Here is a 14,963-nt window from a genome sequence, read left to right on the forward strand (position 1 = left end):
ACAAAACCCCCGCCACAAAGGGCGGGGGTTCATTTTAAGTTGCCAAAGCAGATCAGTTGTTCTTCCGCTCGGCCTCGATCTGGCGCCATTTCGCAACATTGCGGTTGTGCTGAGCCAAAGTTTCGGCAAAGGCGTGACCGCCAGTGCCATCGGCCACAAAAAACACGAAATTAGTGCTGGCAGGATCAAGGGCGGCCTCGATGCTGGCCTTACCAGGGTTGGCGATGGGCGTCGGTGGCAGCGCATCGATCACATAGGTGTTCCAAGGGGTTTCGCGGCGCAATTCGCTTTGACGCAGACCTCGGCCCAACACGCCCTGCCCTTTGGTGATGCCATAGATCACCGTGGGGTCTGTTTGCAGACGCATGCCACGATTCAGACGGTTGATGAAGACAGAACCAACCGTGCGGCGTTCCTCGGCCACGCCAGTCTCCTTCTCGATGATCGAGGCAAGGATCAGTGCTTCTTCAGCGGATTTCAGCGGCAGGCCATCCACACGGTTTTGCCAAGCCTCGGCCAAAATGGCCTCCTGCGCGGCAACCATCCGGTCAATGACCGACTGACGGCTATCGCCCTGTTTGACCTCATAGCTGTCAGGAGCAAGCGTGCCCTCTGCAGGCAACGCGGCAACCTCCCCGGCCAGAATGCCAACCGATTTTAGGCTCTCCACCACCTGCCAAGAGGTCACACCTTCAGCAAGGGCAACACGGTGACGGGTGTCATCCTGTTCCGCAGCAGCCGTGAAAGACGCGGGCGCCTCCTCCTCTGCCGGATTGAAGCTGGCAGTTTCCACGAAACGGCTGCTGGCCGGATCCAGCTCGCGTACCAGAACACGGCTGCGGGTGACGCCGATGCGATAGACCACTTCGGTGCCGCAGGTGCTGGCGCCGCCACGGGTCAGGATATCGACAATCTCTGCCATAGAAGCCTGTTCAGGCACCAGAAAAGCACCGGCTTTCAGTTGATCAGCCTTGCCGGAATAATCGGCACCGATACGAAACAGCGGACCGCTGGAAATCGCACCTTCGCTTTCCAGTCGGGCGCTCATCCGCGACATGTTCGCGCCGCTTTCAACGCGCACACAAATCGGGGCCTCAAGAGGCCCCGCATTCTGGTAGCTTTGCTGCCCCCACAGGACAATGCCGCCTGCGAGGAACAGTAAAACCACTAAAAACGTCAACGCGTTAGAGGCAAGTGCCTTCCACATATCAGTCGACTTTCCCAAACATCACAGAAGCGTTGGTGCCGCCAAAGCCGAAGCTGTTGGACAGCGCCACCTTAATCTCGCGTTCAACCTTTTTGTTCGGCGCCAGATCCAGTTTCGGCGCGACCGCAGGGTTGTCGAGGTTGATGGTGGGCGGGGCCACCTGATCGCGGATCGCCAGGATGGAGAAGATCGCCTCGATCGCGCCAGCCGCGCCCAACAGGTGACCCGTGGCGGATTTGGTCGAGGACATCGTGGCCTTCGACGCTGCATCGCCCAGCAGGCGCTCAACCGCGCCCAGTTCGATGGTGTCGGCCATGGTCGAGGTGCCGTGCGCGTTGATGTAGTCGATCTGCGACGGATCAACACCCGCATCACGGATCGCGGCCTTCATTGCGCGCTCGCCGCCTTCGCCATCCTCAGAGGGGGCGGTGATATGGTAGGCGTCGCCCGACAGGCCGTAGCCCAGAACCTCGGCATAGATTTTCGCGCCGCGCGCTTTGGCGTGTTCGTAGTCTTCCAGAACCACGATGCCCGATCCCTCGCCCATGACGAACCCATCACGGTCCTCATCATAGGGACGGCTGGCGGATTTCGGATCGTCCGAGCGTTTGGTCGACAACGCCTTACAGGCGTTGAAACCGGCGATGCCGATTTCACAGATCGCTGCTTCGGCGCCGCCGGCGACCATCACGTCTGCATCACCGTATTTGATCATGCGGGCTGCATCACCAATGGCGTGAGCACCGGTAGAGCACGCGGTAACAACCGAATGGTTCGGGCCTTTGAAGCCGTATTTGATCGACACCTGACCAGAAATCAGGTTGATCAGCGCACCGGGGATAAAGAAAGGCGACACACGGCGTGGGCCTTTTTCCTTCAGCAGCAGAGTGGTTTCAGCAATCGACTGCAGACCACCGATGCCCGATCCGATCATTACGCCGGTGCGCTCTTTCTCTTCGTCGGTTTGTGCAACCCAGCCAGAATCCTCAACCGCCTGCTGCGCAGCGGCGATACCGTAAAGGATGAAGTCATCCACCTTGCGGCGTTCTTTGACCGACATCCAGTCATCAGGGTTGAAGGTGCCGTCGCTGCCGTCGCCATAGGGCACTTCGCAGGCGTAATCGGTTGCCAGATGGCTGGCATCAAAACGGGTGATGGTCCCCGCGCCGGACTGACCGTCCAGCAGGCGCGACCAGCTCTCTTCCACACCACATGCCAGCGGGGTCACCAGACCCAGACCTGTAACAACAACTCGGCGCATATCTGCTCTCCTTTGCCTCGGCAGTTTGCGCCTTCAATAACTGAGATACAGTAACAGGCGCAAGTAGATCGGCGGCAGTATTGGGCCACCGGCATGCTGTTGCCAATGGAAAAACGGCTGTGGGTGTTGGGAAAGCGCAAAGTGGCGGGGAAAAGTCCATCTGTACCACCCGGCCGTTAGGTCGGGCAGCACCTGCCTGCCCCTCGGCAGGCGCTGCCCTAAATGCATTGTGCAACCACACAACAAAAAACCCCCACCCAAATGGGCGGGGGTTTCTTTAGGTCATTCGACAGGGAGGCTTAGGACGCTTCGCTGATGAATTTAACCGCGTCACCGAACGACTGGATGGTCTCGGCGGCGTCATCGGGGATTTCGATGCCGAACTCTTCTTCGAAGGCCATGACCAGCTCAACGGTGTCCAGGCTGTCTGCGCCCAGATCGTCGATGAAGGAGGCGTTTTCGACAACTTTGTCTTCTTCAACGCCCAGGTGTTCTACAACGATTTTTTTGACGCGGTCTGCGATATCGCTCATTTTCTGTCCTCATTCGTTTGGGCGCTGTGGCCCAGTTGATCGCCCTGCCCGAAGGTAGGTCGGTAAAGTGCCCCTCCGGGCGGATCTGGTCCCACACATCCCGCAGGATCTGTGAAACATTCTCAAGGCCGGAACCCCCCGCCTTAAAAAATCTGGATGGCCTATAGCATATGGTGAAGCCAAGGCAAACGATTTCACACGTTTCACTATTGCTGTTTTGCTGTCTCGCAACAGCCTGAGAGCAAAATTCGCGCTTCACATAAGCATTCCTGCTCGTGACACAAGAGAAAAGTGACCAAGGGTCACCTTTCGCCTGTTATCCGAGCATCGCCATGCCGCCATTTACATGCAGGGTAGTGCCAGTCACATACCCCGCCTCAGTGCTTGCCAGATAGATCACGGCTGCGGCGATCTCTTCAGGCGTCCCCATGCGGTTTGCGGGGATCTTGCCGTTGATGGTGGCTTTCTGATCGTCGTTCAGCTTGTCGGTCATTGGCGTCGCGATGAAGCCCGGCGCAACCGCGTTGGCGGTGATGTTGCGGCTGGCCACTTCGGCAGCGATGGATTTGGTCAGACCGACCAGACCGGCTTTGGCGGCCACATAGTTCGCCTGACCGGGGTTGCCGGTGGCGCCAACAACAGAGGTGATGTTGATGATCCGGCCCCAGCGGGATTTCATCATCGGGCGCATCACACCACGGCACAGACGCATCGAAGACGTCAGGTTCACATCCAGAACCGATTGCCATTCCTCATCCGACATCCGCATGAAGATCTGGTCGCGGGTGATCCCAGCGTTGTTGACCAGAATGTCCAGACCACCCATTGCGGCGATCGCCTCTTTCGGCAGCGCATCAACAGCCGCGCCATCGCTGAGGTTGCAGGGCAGAACGTGGGCGTTTTCACCCAGTTCAGCGGCCAGCGCCTCCAGCGGCTCAACACGGGTGCCCGACAGGCCCACAGTTGCGCCTGCCGCGTGCAGCGCCTTGGCAATGGCACCACCAATGCCGCCCGATGCGCCAGTTACCAGCGCTTTTTTACCAGTCAAATCAAACATCTGTCTGCCTCTCTCACTTGACTATCACAGGCTCTGTCAGGAGCCGATATTTCTCTATTTCTGCCTCAGACATCTCATGGGAGTCATCGATGGAGGCCGCTGTCAGCGTATACCAATAGAAATCCGCCGATCCCAACATCCGTGCAGTATAGTCTACATAAGCTTGGTGCACCGGATCATCTTTGGGAAAGTCCGTGCCCGATTGCGTGGCTGTGCCCCATGTGTGCACACCAATCACTGCGCCGCGTTCCATGCTGCGGCGCACGCCCGCAAGGAACAGGTCAGAACCACCCGAATGTACTTCGCTCGTCGCGGTCAAGTGGGTGTTGAGCCCCAGATCGCGCACCCGGTGCCCCAACGCCAAGTTGGTGTCATCATCCACCGATCCCGGCACATCCAGCAAAACCAAACGGGTCAAACCCGGATTTTCTGAAACGACCTTTTCAAAGGCGGCGAGCGTATTCTGGTTCAGCGTACCACTGACCTGCAGGTCGCGGCCATCCACCACAAAGGAGGTGGTCTCGCCCATATTCCAATAGGCCAGTTCCACATACCCACAGCTGCTGAGGGTCAGCGCAGCAAAACCTGCTGCGCCAAGTGCCAGAAAACGGCGTTTCATCACAGGCTGGCCACCGCTTTGGCCACATCTTCAGGTGTGCCAACGGCGGTGCAGGCGATCGACCGTTCGATGCGGCGCACCATGCCCGACAGCGCCTTGCCCGCGCCTACTTCCCAGATGGCGTCAACACCTTCGGCAGCCATGAAGCCAACGCTTTCACGCCAGCGCACTGAACCGGTGACCTGATCAACCAACAGCGAACGGATGGTGGCAGGGTCGGAAACCGCCTCGGCAACCACGTTTGCAACAACCGGCACCACGGGACGGTTGATGTCCACCTCGGCCAGTGCCTGCGCCATCACCTCTGCCGCCGGGGCCATCAGTTCACAATGAAACGGTGCGCTTACCGGCAGGATCACTGCACGTTTGGCGCCTTTTTCCTTGGCCAGTTCGACCGCACGCTCCACCGCGTCCTTATGGCCAGAAACCACAACCTGGCCCGGATCGTTGTCGTTTGCCGCCTGACAGACCTCGCCCATCGCGGCCTCTTCGGCCACAGCTTTGGCACCTTCGAAATCCAGCCCCAGCAGCGCGGCCATTGCGCCAACGCCCACCGGAACCGCCTGCTGCATCGCCAGACCACGGGTGCGCAGCAAACGGGCGGCGTCCGAAATGGACAGCGCGCCAGCGGCAGCCAGCGCCGAATATTCACCAAGAGAGTGACCAGCGACAAAGGCCGCCTGATCGGCCAGCACAACGCCCTCGGCCTCCAGCGCTTTCATTGCGGCGAGCGAGGTCGCCATCAGCGCGGGTTGAGCATTCTGCGTCAGGGTCAGCGTATCCTGTTCACCTTCCCAGATCAGGGTAGAGAGCTTTTCGCCCAGCGCCTCATCCACCTCATAAAACACCGCTTTGGCCGCCGGATAGGCCTCCGCCAGTGCTTTGCCCATTCCGATGGTCTGTGCCCCCTGCCCGGGGAAAACAAATGCTTTGGTCATATTCGGCCTCGTCCCGATTTTATATCTCACTTATCTCTTGTGACGTGGTGTAAACCCACATGCGCCCCACCACAAGGGAAAGCCACATACCCCCGTGGTGCACATCACAGCCACAGGCCCGCGCCTCCCTATGCGCGCAGTAGCAGATCACCTGTGCGTGTGCAGTGGTTTATCGTACGACGCCAGCACGCTAGGGTATCAGAAGTCGGAATTTACATGACATTTGACCGGAGAGAGCTCATGTCCCTCACCAATACCCAGGCGCGCTACGGCAGCGTCGCCAAGGCGCTGCACTGGTCTGTTGCGCTGTTGATCCTTGCGATGCTGCCGGTTGGTTTCATCGCTGCCAAACTGGCAGAAGCCACACAGGCTGGCAGCCCTATAGTGTCGATCAGTGTGCTAACCACGTTGTTTTCGGCACACAAAACCTTTGGTGTGCTGGTGCTAATCCTTGCCGTGTTGCGCATCCTGTGGGCGCTGACACAATCACGCCCGGCACCGCTGCATCCGGAACGCAAACTGGAAACACTGGCCGCAGAGGCGGTGCACTGGATGCTCTACGCCTTTATCCTTTTGGTCCCGTTGACCGGCTGGATACACCACGCCGCCAGCAGTGGCTTTGCACCGATCTGGGGGCCATTCGGTCAGGATCTGCCGTTTGTCGCCAAGAATGAGGCGCTGTCGCATGTCTTTGCACAGCTGCACTTTGCCACCGTGCTGGGCATGGTGGGCACGCTGGGTCTGCACATTGCCGGTGCGCTGAAACATCAGGTGATTGACCGTGACGTGACCCTTGCGCGGATGCTGCCGGGCCGGACCCTGCCAGAGGCTGCTCTGTCCGGTGTCGGCGCTGAACCGCATGGCAAAGCGGCCAGTCTGTTCGTGGCTGTCCTGCTGCTGGGCGTCGGCGCAGGCGTCACGTCGCAACTGATCGGTCAAGGCCATGACGCGGCAACGCCCCCCCACACGTCCCCCTCCGCCACGGCCACGCCAGCCCCTTTGACCGCCACGGCCACCGCCGCCTCCACCCTGCCCGTCTGGCAGGTCGAAGACGGCACATTGGCGCTGGAAATCACCCAGTTGGGCAATCTGATTTCTGGTCAATTTGACAACTGGCAGGCCGACATCCGCTATGATCCAGAGGCCACAGGCACAGACAAAGGCGCGGTGAGTGTGGACATTGACATCGCCAGCCTCAGCCTGGGAACCGTCGCGGCGCAGGCTATGGGGGCGGATTATTTCGACAGCGCAGAATTCCCCACCGCCCGCTATGAGGCAACGCTGCAGGACATAGACGGCGCCTTGAGCGCAGTTGGCAGTCTGACGATCAAGGGTATCGCGGTTCCTCTCACTCTCCCTGTTGCGCTGCGTGTTGAGGGGGGGCAGGCCGAAGCCAGCGGCGCCTTCACCCTAGACCGCCGCGCCTTTGGTATCGGCGACACGGTCCCCGACGAAGGCACATTGGGCTTTGGCGTTGATCTGAATTTCACGCTTAAGGCCACACGACAGTAACCCTGCCACTGCGGACAGGCGCACCAGACTTACAAAGGGCCGCCCGCACCTCGGGCGGCCCTATCCATCTGGGCAACCTGTTCATCTGGGCAACCTGCCCCAACAAAACACTGGCGCGGATCTTGTGTTTCTTCGCCCCCCTGCGCACCATGGAACATGCTCAAGATTTAGGCAGCGTCCCAAGCGAGGTACGCACAGCCAAGCCCGTAAAATTGCCGGAATTGACAGGCGCTTATGAATTTGATCAAAATTCATCAATCACAACACGCGCCCCACAAGGGCGCAAAGGAGGACCGGTGAACACCCCCGCCCAGAGCCCAGACCAGCCCAAAAGCTGGCAGGCCACATTGCCCGAAGATTTCCTTGCCCACGCCCGCGGTCGCCGCGTTGATGAAGTGGAGTGCATTGTCCCAGACCTTGCAGGCACCGCCCGCGGCAAGGCGATGCCTGCCTACAAGTTTGATCCAGACAGCGAACTGGCGCTGCCCATCTCGCTGTTTTATCAGACCATTTCTGGCGAATACGTGGATATGGAGATTGAAAACCAATGGATGGAACGGGACGTGATCCTGCGCCCTGACATGTCTACCGCCTGTGCGGTGCCGTGGTCGGACGATGTGGCGGTACAGGCGATCTGTGACATGTTCACCCGTGACGGCGACCCGCTGCCCATCGCGCCGCGCAACCTTTTGCGCCGTGTTATCGCGCTTTATGAGGCAAAGGGCTGGCGCGCCGTTGTTGCGCCCGAGCTGGAGTTTTACCTGACCAAACCCAACCGCGACCCAAATGAACCGATCGAGCCCCCCATCGGCCGTACAGGGCGCAAAGGTGCCAGCCGTCAGGTCTATTCGATGACGGCGGTGGATGAATACGGCGCGGTGATCGACACCATCTATGATTTCGCCGAAGCGCAGGGCCTGCGCATCGACACCATCATTCAGGAAGGCGGTGCGGGTCAGATTGAGATCAACCTAACCCACGGCGACCCATTACATCTGGCAGATCAGGTCTTCTACTTCAAACGCACCATCCGCGAGGCGGCGCTAAAAAACGGGGTCTTTGCCACCTTTATGGCGAAACCCATCCGCGATGAGCCGGGCAGTGCGATGCATGTACACCAGTCAATTGTGGATATTGAGACCGGCGAAAACATCTTCTCTAACGCGGATGGATCTGCATCGGATCTGTTTGGCTACTTCATCGGTGGATCGCAGCGATATATGCAGGATGTGGTGCCGCTCTATGCGCCTTATGTGAACTCCTACCGCCGCATCACTGTGGACGGGCAAAGCGCACCGGCAAATCTGGAATGGGCGCAGGACAACCGCACCACCGGCCTGCGGGTGCCTCATTCGCCGCCCGCTGCGCGACGGCTGGAAAACCGTGTCATCGGGATGGACTGCAACCCTTACATCGCCATCGCCGCTTCGCTGGCCTGCGGCTATCTGGGCATGGTGAACAAAATCACCCCCCGTCCCGAAGCCCGTTCCGAGGTGTGGGAGGCAGATGATCCCCTGCCACAATCTCTTGCCGTGGCGCTGGAACAATTCGAGGGCGGGACAGAGATTCGTCAACTGCTGGGCGAAGAGTTTTGCCGTCTCTACCACGACATCAAACGGGCGGAGTATGAGGAGTATCACCGCGAAATCTCCCCTTGGGAACGTCAGCACCTGCTGTTGAACGCCTGATTTTGCGACGCCTTTAGGGGGTATTTCGATGGATCTGCTTACCGTGAACGACCGCGCCGGCCAGTACCCGGCGTCTTACTACGCGGCCTGTGCTACGCCGCTGCCGCCGTTTCCTGTGCCTGAGGGTGCGCTGCGCTGCGATGTCTGTGTGGTCGGCGGCGGTTTCATGGGGCTATCAACTGCACTGGAGCTGGCTCAGCGCGGCTATGACGTGGTGCTGCTGGAGGCGCAGCGCGTTGGCTTTGGCGCATCGGGTCGCAATGGCGGTCAGGTGGGACAAGGTCAGCGACTGGATCAGGACGATCTGGAGGATCTGGTCGGCAAAGACCACGCCCGCCAGCTATGGCAGATCGCCAATCAATCCGTTGATCTGGTCCGCGAACGGGCGAAATCCCCGCTGGTAGAGGCGGATTTCAACGACGGCATCATCCACGCCGATCACCGTGAACGCTATGTGCCCCACAGCCGATCCTATGTGGAGAAGCTGAACAGCACCTATGGCTATGACAAAATCCGGTTCCTTGATCGGGACGAAATGCGCCACATGGTCAACTCCCCCGCCTATCATGGCGGCACGCTGGACATGGGCGCAGGCCACATCGATCCGCTGCAATACGCGCTGGGTCTGGCGCGGATGTGTCAGGCAGCAGGCGTGCGCATCTATGAAGGTGCGCGGGTGAACCAGATCGACCAGGGCGCACCGGCGAAGGTGAATCTGGCGGGGGCTGATGTCACAGCCGACTATGTGGTCATGGGGATGAACGGATACTTGGGGGATCTGGAGGCACAGGTCGCCCGCCATGTGATGCCGATCAACAACTACATCGTCGCCACGGCACCAATGACGCCCGATCAACAAGAGACCTTGCTGCGGCACAACCATGCGGTGGCGGATAGTAAGTTTGTGGTGAACTATTTCCGCTTTTCTCCCGATAACCGGCTGCTGTTTGGCGGCACCGAAAGCTACCGCTACAGGTTCCCCAGCGACATCGCCGCCAAGGTTCGCAAACCGCTGGCGGAGATTTATCCACAGCTGGCGGACGTGCAGATCGACTATGCCTGGGGCGGCACTCTGGGCATCACGATGAACCGAATGCCGCATGTCACGCGGCTCTCGGGCAATGTGTTGTCGCTATCAGGCTTTTCCGGTCACGGGGTGGCGATGGCATCGCTGGCGGGTCAAATCGCGGCAGAGACGATCGCCGGTCAGGCTGAACGGTTCGACGTGATGGCAAAGGTGCCGAAACTGCGTTTCCCCGGTGGGCCACGTTTACGCACCCCGCTCTTAATCGCCGCGATGCTGTGGTATTCGCTACGCGACAAACTGTGAGATCCTGCCCATGACCCGCATCTATGAGGATATGGCCTACAGCGACCGTCCCATTCAGGATCGCTATTGGGACAGCACGTTAGATGCGGAGTTGCCCGTCTATCCCGCGCTAGACGGCGACGCGTCTTGCGATTTTGCCATTATTGGCGGTGGCTATACCGGATTGTCAGCGGCCCTGACGCTGGTTGAGGCGGGCGCTGACGTGATCCTCCTGGACGCTAAACGCCCCGGTTGGGGGGCTTCGGGGCGCAATGGCGGTTTGGTCTCGGCGGGGATGAGCAAACTCAGCGATGATACAATCGAGGCGACATATGGCGCTGCGGACGCGCGACTGTTCTATGACGCGGAACGGGCGGCGGTAGATCTCGTTAGGGACTACATCGACCGCTACGCCCTAAACGTTGATCGTCATTCCGACGGCTATAGCTGCGTTGCGCACAGCCCTGCGGCCCTAGATGGGCTGAAAGCCTATGGGGAGAGCTACACCCGCCGCTACGGACTGCCCTATCAGTTGATCGCACCGCAAGAGATGGAAAATCATGGCATGGCCTCGCCCGATTTTCACGGCGGGGTGCATTTGCCGATGGGCTTTGCCCTGAACCCGCTAAAGTTCCTTGTCGGCCTCACCCGCGCCGCCGCAGCCGCAGGCGTCATGATGCATTCGGACACACCCGTACTGAAGGTGCTACAAGACGGTGGCTTTCATCTGAAAACACCGACCGGCACGGTCAGGGCGCGCAAGGTGCTGTTCGCCACCAACGGCTATGGCAGTGACCACCTGCCCCGCCCGCTGGGCGCACACTATCTACCGGTACAATCCAACATCCTTGTCTCCCGCCCACTGAGCGAGGTGGAGCTGCAGACGCAAGGTTGGACCAGCCGTCAGATGGTGGTGGATTCGCGCACCTTGTTGCATTACTTTCGCCTGCTGCCTGACAACCGGATGTTGCTGGGCCTGCGCGGATCGGTGCGGGTGAGCGAGGACAACATCGCCAGAACACGCGCGCGCGCACGCACCGATTTTGATCGGATGTTCCCTGCATGGCGCCATGTGGAAACGCCTTATTTCTGGTCCGGCCTCATCTGCATGACCCGCGCCCTAGTGCCCTTCGCCGGCCCCGTGCCAGGCATGGAGGGAGCCTTTGCTGCCTTCGGCTATCACGGCAGCGGTCTCACCGGCGCACCATACGGGGGGGCATTGATCGCGGATCTGGCACTTGGGCGTAACAGCGCCGACAGACCACATCCCGCCTTTATGCAGGCCGCGCCCAGACGGTTCGAACTGGGCCGCTATCGCCGTGCCAGCCTGCCACCGGCCTTTGCGTGGTACCGGCTGAAGGACCGCCTGTCCTAAAACCGGTCCGGAACCACATGGTCAGTACCGCATAGAGAGGTTGTAGCCCTGCCGGTACAACAGCCGTGTGAAGTTCACCGGCACCTCGCCCGCCCAAACCGCACGTTCGATGCGAAACAGCGCCGCCCCCACTTCTGTCCCTAACAGGCCAGACATATCCGCATCGGCGATCTGTGCCGAAAGGCTCATCTCTACATCGCTGAACGGCACCTCAGACACGAACCATTCTGCCGCGCCACTCTCCGCAAAGGACGGCGTGCGCGCCGTTGGCAGACCCAACAGGTTAAACCAGCGATCCTCATACTGATATGGCACACCGTCAGCGTAATGCATCGCGCGCACATGGCGCACCTCTGCCTCATCATGAAGGCTTAGACGCGCGCGCAACCAATCAGGTGCAGGTGCGATCGTATCCTCCAACAGCGCATAGCGATAGCGGCTGCCGGCGCCCTCGATCTCGTTGCGGATCAGCGGCACCGGCATCCTGACATGACGACGCGGCACCTGACGCACCCGCGTGCCCGCCTTGCGCTTGCGTTCCAGCAACCCCTCTTCGGCCAGTTCACGCATCGCGCGGTTCACTGTGGCACGGGCGCAGTTGAATTCCGCAGCCAGATCCACCTCATTCGGCAAAAGCGCGCCAAGCTTCCATGTTCCCCCAACAATGCGCTGACGCAGCTCACTTTTAAGTTCTCTAAAGTCAGTTTTCATAATCTTCCTTTAATTCCTCCCTGCCCGCATCTTCCAGAGCACCCAGCGTAGCACACCAGATCTTTGTCAGGTGGTTTTTCCACTTCAACAGGTCCACGGCTTCAGATGTCTCCAACTCGCTTTCGAGCGTGTTAAGCGCGTTGCGTAACTGTCGCGCCCCCATCATCGAAGCGCTGCCAGCCATCGTATGAACAGCCCGCATCAAGGCTTCACGCTGCGCGGCGGACAGACCGGAGCTGGGCAACCCTTCCAACTGTTGCACCAAAGCGCCACCTTCATGGCGCACACCCGAGATAAGCTTTTGCGCTTTCTCAGGAGATAATGCCGCCAGCACCTTTTTCAGGTGCTGCTCATCAATCCTTCCTGCCTCTTGTACTGCGGGGACAATCCCCCGCACCTCCCCCTTGAGTACACGGCGCAAATCGTTCCATTGCAATGGTTTTGATAGCACTGCGTCCATTCCCGCCGATTGGTAGACGGCATCATCCCGTTCGGTAAGATGTGCGGTCAGAGCGATAATGCGGCTGTCACGACACAGGCTATCGCGACGGATCTGCTGGCTGGCCTCCAGTCCGCCCATGACGGGCATGTTCAGATCCATGAAGATCACATCGAATTTTTCGCGCTGCGCCCGTGCCAGACCAAGGGCGCCATTGACCTCTTCGGCCACCGCATGGCCATCCCGCTCCAAAAGGTCGCGGACCACCAGCCGGTTGGTCGGATTATCCTCTACAACCAAGATCTTCTGCGGCGCAATTGCAGCGGCCTTTGTCCCCGTCTGGTCCTGCTCCGCAGCAGCGACCAGTTGACCGTCCGCCAACTGAGGCATCGTCACCCGCACCCAGAAAACTGAGCCTTCCCCCTCCAGACTGTCAACGCCGATTTCACCGCCCATTGCCTCGACAATGCGTTTGGCAATGCCTAATCCCAGACCAGTGCCTTCGATATGTTCTGTGCCTTCGCTGTCCAGCCGCACAAAATCCTCAAAAATCCGCGCCTGATCCAATTCAGAGATCCCTATGCCGGTATCAGTCACCTGAAATTCCAGACTGACGCGCGGGCCTTTGACCTCTGCATCCGAGGCAGGCGACAGAAGTTGCTGACTGACAGAAATACACACCTCGCCCTGTTCGGTGAACTTGATCGCATTGCTCAGAAGGTTCAGCAGCACCTGACGCAAACGATTGCTGTCGCCGTGAAAGCGCCCGAACGGGGCCTGTGGCGCCTCAAAGGTCAGGGTATTTTCCTGCAACTGCGCTGCCACCACCATTGGTCCGATCAGATCTGCCAACATCTGGTCCAGATCAAAGGCCTGTGGATTCAGGCGCAGCCCATCCACCTCCACCTTGGCAATCTCCAGCACGTCATTCACATGCCCCAGCAGCAACTGCCCCGAGTTGCGCATCAGATCAAAGTAGCGCTGCCGGTCCTTTTTGCTGAGTTCGCCACTTTCTATCACCTCAATCAGCCCCAGAATACCGTTCAGCGGCGTGCGCATTTCATGGCTCATCACCGCAAGGAACCGGGATTTCGTCCGTTCGCCGGCAAGGGCACGGTCGCGCGATGCCAGAATAGCCTTATCCGCCGCCAGTCGATCGGAAATATCCCGCAGGAAGTACACGTAGAAAGAGCGCCCCTCCACCTCTGCCACGCCTTGTGACAGTTCAATCGGCACCGTCGCCCCCTTCGCGCAGCGGACCGAAAATTGCTCGGCGCTGCGTGGCTCGCTTGTCAAAAGAGGCAGATGCGCCCAGCTGCCGGAGGAGCCGAACAGATATTTGGCCAGCCGTCGCCCCAACATGATGTCGCGGGATCTTGCGAACAACTCTTCGGCGGCTTGATTAAACTCGACGATCAACCCTTTTTCATCAGTCACCACCACCGCATCCGGCGAGGTGGCGATCACCGCCGCAAATCGCGCCGACGCATTGCGGTACTCCAGCGCATTTGCGCGATAACCACGGCTGTTGCGATAAAGCAGCAGGGTCGCCAGCGACAGCGACAGAAAAGACACCACCGAAGCAATCGACAACTGCAGCAACAGCGCACTGACGTCATCGCGGGCCTCTTGGCTCCGCTGGCCGGTATATTGATTGCCACGGTTGATGATCCGGCGAACCAGTCGAGAGCGGTTCTGATGCGCCGCCAAAAGCTGCGGCAGGGACGCCTCCAGCTCCGGATCGGGCTGATCAATCAGCGGCGCCAATTCTAACATTTCAGACCGGATCATATGCAGGGCCGCCTGCGTGCCAGCGATCTGAAAAGCGTTGCGGTAAAATCCACCGGTGTCCAACGTCGCAAGGCGGCTGTAATACACATCGAACTGCTGCCGCACATCGCCCAGTTGATTAGGCGTCACCTCCTCCGCATCCGTAGCGGCAAGCAGGCTACGTTCCAACTTCAGAAACTCCACCTCCAGCTGGGTGAGGTTCCAGATCACATTGTCCTTCTCGGATGTGCGCAGTTGCAACAGCTTGGCCGAAACCTGCCCCCAGATCTGTACCACCATCGGCAGGCTGATCAACACGACCATGACCAGAACACCGATCTGAATCAGATTGAGGAGAGACCCGGCCCGTGGCCGTTTGGCCGGCGCAGCATCAAAGCCGTTAGACCGAACGTCGGCTTTTTGCCGCCGAGGATCTGTGTGCGCGCCACTCATGTGGTGTCCTCCACGCTTGGTGACAAGATCGCTGAAAAAGCGGTCGTTCGGAGTATTCTCAATGCTTTTCGCAGCACCGCACCTCGTGTCC

12 protein-coding genes are annotated in these 14,963 nt (G+C 59.5%); 4 read left to right on the forward strand and 8 right to left on the reverse strand.

Annotated elements, in window-relative coordinates; translation table 11 throughout:
• Positions 1 to 52 precede the first annotated feature (52 nt).
• The 6 genes from mltG to fabD form a co-directional block, all read right to left on the reverse strand.
• On the reverse strand, positions 53 to 1,207 hold the full coding sequence (gene mltG, locus MHM86_RS03600; protein WP_239195917.1) for an endolytic transglycosylase MltG: 1,155 nt from the start codon (positions 1,205 to 1,207) through the stop codon (positions 53 to 55).
• 1 nt (position 1,208) lies between these two features.
• Entirely contained in the window at positions 1,209 to 2,468 is a 1,260-nt protein-coding gene (fabF, locus tag MHM86_RS03605) for a beta-ketoacyl-ACP synthase II (RefSeq protein WP_239195919.1), read from the reverse strand.
• Positions 2,469 to 2,767: 299 nt separating this feature from the next.
• Positions 2,768 to 3,001, reverse strand: a complete 234-nt coding sequence (locus tag MHM86_RS03610) for an acyl carrier protein (protein ID WP_058318921.1) — start codon at positions 2,999 to 3,001, stop codon at positions 2,768 to 2,770.
• A 316-nt stretch (positions 3,002 to 3,317) separates the two neighbouring features.
• On the reverse strand, positions 3,318 to 4,058 hold the full coding sequence (fabG, locus tag MHM86_RS03615; protein ID WP_239195921.1) for a 3-oxoacyl-[acyl-carrier-protein] reductase: 741 nt from the start codon (positions 4,056 to 4,058) through the stop codon (positions 3,318 to 3,320).
• Positions 4,059 to 4,071: 13 nt separating this feature from the next.
• Positions 4,072 to 4,677 carry an alpha/beta hydrolase gene (locus MHM86_RS03620; RefSeq protein WP_239195923.1) on the reverse strand — a complete coding sequence of 202 codons (606 nt, stop codon included), beginning with the start codon at positions 4,675 to 4,677 and terminating at the stop codon, positions 4,072 to 4,074.
• Complete coding sequence (gene fabD / locus MHM86_RS03625; RefSeq protein WP_239195925.1) at positions 4,677 to 5,615, reverse strand: ACP S-malonyltransferase; 939 nt, start codon at positions 5,613 to 5,615, stop codon at positions 4,677 to 4,679. Before fabD ends, MHM86_RS03620 begins: the two co-directional genes overlap by 1 nt.
• A gap of 240 nt (positions 5,616 to 5,855) precedes the next feature.
• On the opposite strand from fabD, the gene MHM86_RS03630 reads away from it, so the two are divergent.
• The 4 genes from MHM86_RS03630 (at position 5,856) to MHM86_RS03645 (ending at position 11,499) form a co-directional block, all read left to right on the forward strand.
• Complete coding sequence (locus MHM86_RS03630; RefSeq protein WP_239195927.1) at positions 5,856 to 7,127, forward strand: cytochrome b/b6 domain-containing protein; 1,272 nt, start codon at positions 5,856 to 5,858, stop codon at positions 7,125 to 7,127.
• A gap of 296 nt (positions 7,128 to 7,423) precedes the next feature.
• The gene (locus MHM86_RS03635; protein ID WP_370644014.1) at positions 7,424 to 8,815 is read left to right on the forward strand and encodes a glutamine synthetase family protein; all 1,392 of its coding nucleotides are present in this window, start codon (positions 7,424 to 7,426) and stop codon (positions 8,813 to 8,815) included.
• 28 nt (positions 8,816 to 8,843) lie between these two features.
• Positions 8,844 to 10,145 carry an FAD-binding oxidoreductase gene (locus MHM86_RS03640; protein WP_239195929.1) on the forward strand — a complete coding sequence of 434 codons (1,302 nt, stop codon included), beginning with the start codon at positions 8,844 to 8,846 and terminating at the stop codon, positions 10,143 to 10,145.
• A gap of 10 nt (positions 10,146 to 10,155) precedes the next feature.
• The gene (locus tag MHM86_RS03645) at positions 10,156 to 11,499 is read left to right on the forward strand and encodes an FAD-binding oxidoreductase (RefSeq protein ID WP_239195931.1); all 1,344 of its coding nucleotides are present in this window, start codon (positions 10,156 to 10,158) and stop codon (positions 11,497 to 11,499) included.
• A 21-nt stretch (positions 11,500 to 11,520) separates the two neighbouring features.
• On the opposite strand, the gene MHM86_RS03650 is transcribed toward MHM86_RS03645, so the two are convergent.
• Positions 11,521 to 12,210 carry a GntR family transcriptional regulator gene (locus MHM86_RS03650; RefSeq protein WP_239195933.1) on the reverse strand — a complete coding sequence of 230 codons (690 nt, stop codon included), beginning with the start codon at positions 12,208 to 12,210 and terminating at the stop codon, positions 11,521 to 11,523.
• Positions 12,200 to 14,872 (reverse strand): ATP-binding protein, encoded by a 2,673-nt coding sequence (locus MHM86_RS03655; protein ID WP_239195935.1) that lies wholly within the window; start codon positions 14,870 to 14,872, stop codon positions 12,200 to 12,202. The genes MHM86_RS03650 and MHM86_RS03655 overlap by 11 nt, the downstream gene beginning before the upstream one ends.
• Positions 14,873 to 14,963: the final 91 nt, after the last annotated feature.

The organism is Thalassobius sp. Cn5-15 (genome assembly GCF_022347685.1).
Classification (GTDB): domain Bacteria; phylum Pseudomonadota; class Alphaproteobacteria; order Rhodobacterales; family Rhodobacteraceae; genus Thalassobius.

Bases quoted from the DNA above. Each gene is read 5' to 3' on its own strand.
- mltG (WP_239195917.1), bottom strand. From the start codon at position 1,207: ATGTGGAAGGCACTTGCCTCTAACGCGTTGACGTTTTTAGTGGTTTTA.
- fabG (WP_239195921.1), bottom strand. From the start codon at position 4,058: ATGTTTGATTTGACTGGTAAAAAAGCGCTGGTAACTGGCGCATCGGGC.
- fabF (WP_239195919.1), bottom strand. From the start codon at position 2,468: ATGCGCCGAGTTGTTGTTACAGGTCTGGGTCTGGTGACCCCGCTGGCA.
- MHM86_RS03655 (WP_239195935.1), bottom strand. From the start codon at position 14,872: ATGAGTGGCGCGCACACAGATCCTCGGCGGCAAAAAGCCGACGTTCGG.
- MHM86_RS03645 (WP_239195931.1), top strand. From the start codon at position 10,156: ATGACCCGCATCTATGAGGATATGGCCTACAGCGACCGTCCCATTCAG.
- fabD (WP_239195925.1), bottom strand. From the start codon at position 5,615: ATGACCAAAGCATTTGTTTTCCCCGGGCAGGGGGCACAGACCATCGGA.
- MHM86_RS03640 (WP_239195929.1), top strand. From the start codon at position 8,844: ATGGATCTGCTTACCGTGAACGACCGCGCCGGCCAGTACCCGGCGTCT.
- MHM86_RS03650 (WP_239195933.1), bottom strand. From the start codon at position 12,210: ATGAAAACTGACTTTAGAGAACTTAAAAGTGAGCTGCGTCAGCGCATT.
- MHM86_RS03610 (WP_058318921.1), bottom strand. From the start codon at position 3,001: ATGAGCGATATCGCAGACCGCGTCAAAAAAATCGTTGTAGAACACCTG.
- MHM86_RS03620 (WP_239195923.1), bottom strand. From the start codon at position 4,677: ATGAAACGCCGTTTTCTGGCACTTGGCGCAGCAGGTTTTGCTGCGCTG.
- MHM86_RS03630 (WP_239195927.1), top strand. From the start codon at position 5,856: ATGTCCCTCACCAATACCCAGGCGCGCTACGGCAGCGTCGCCAAGGCG.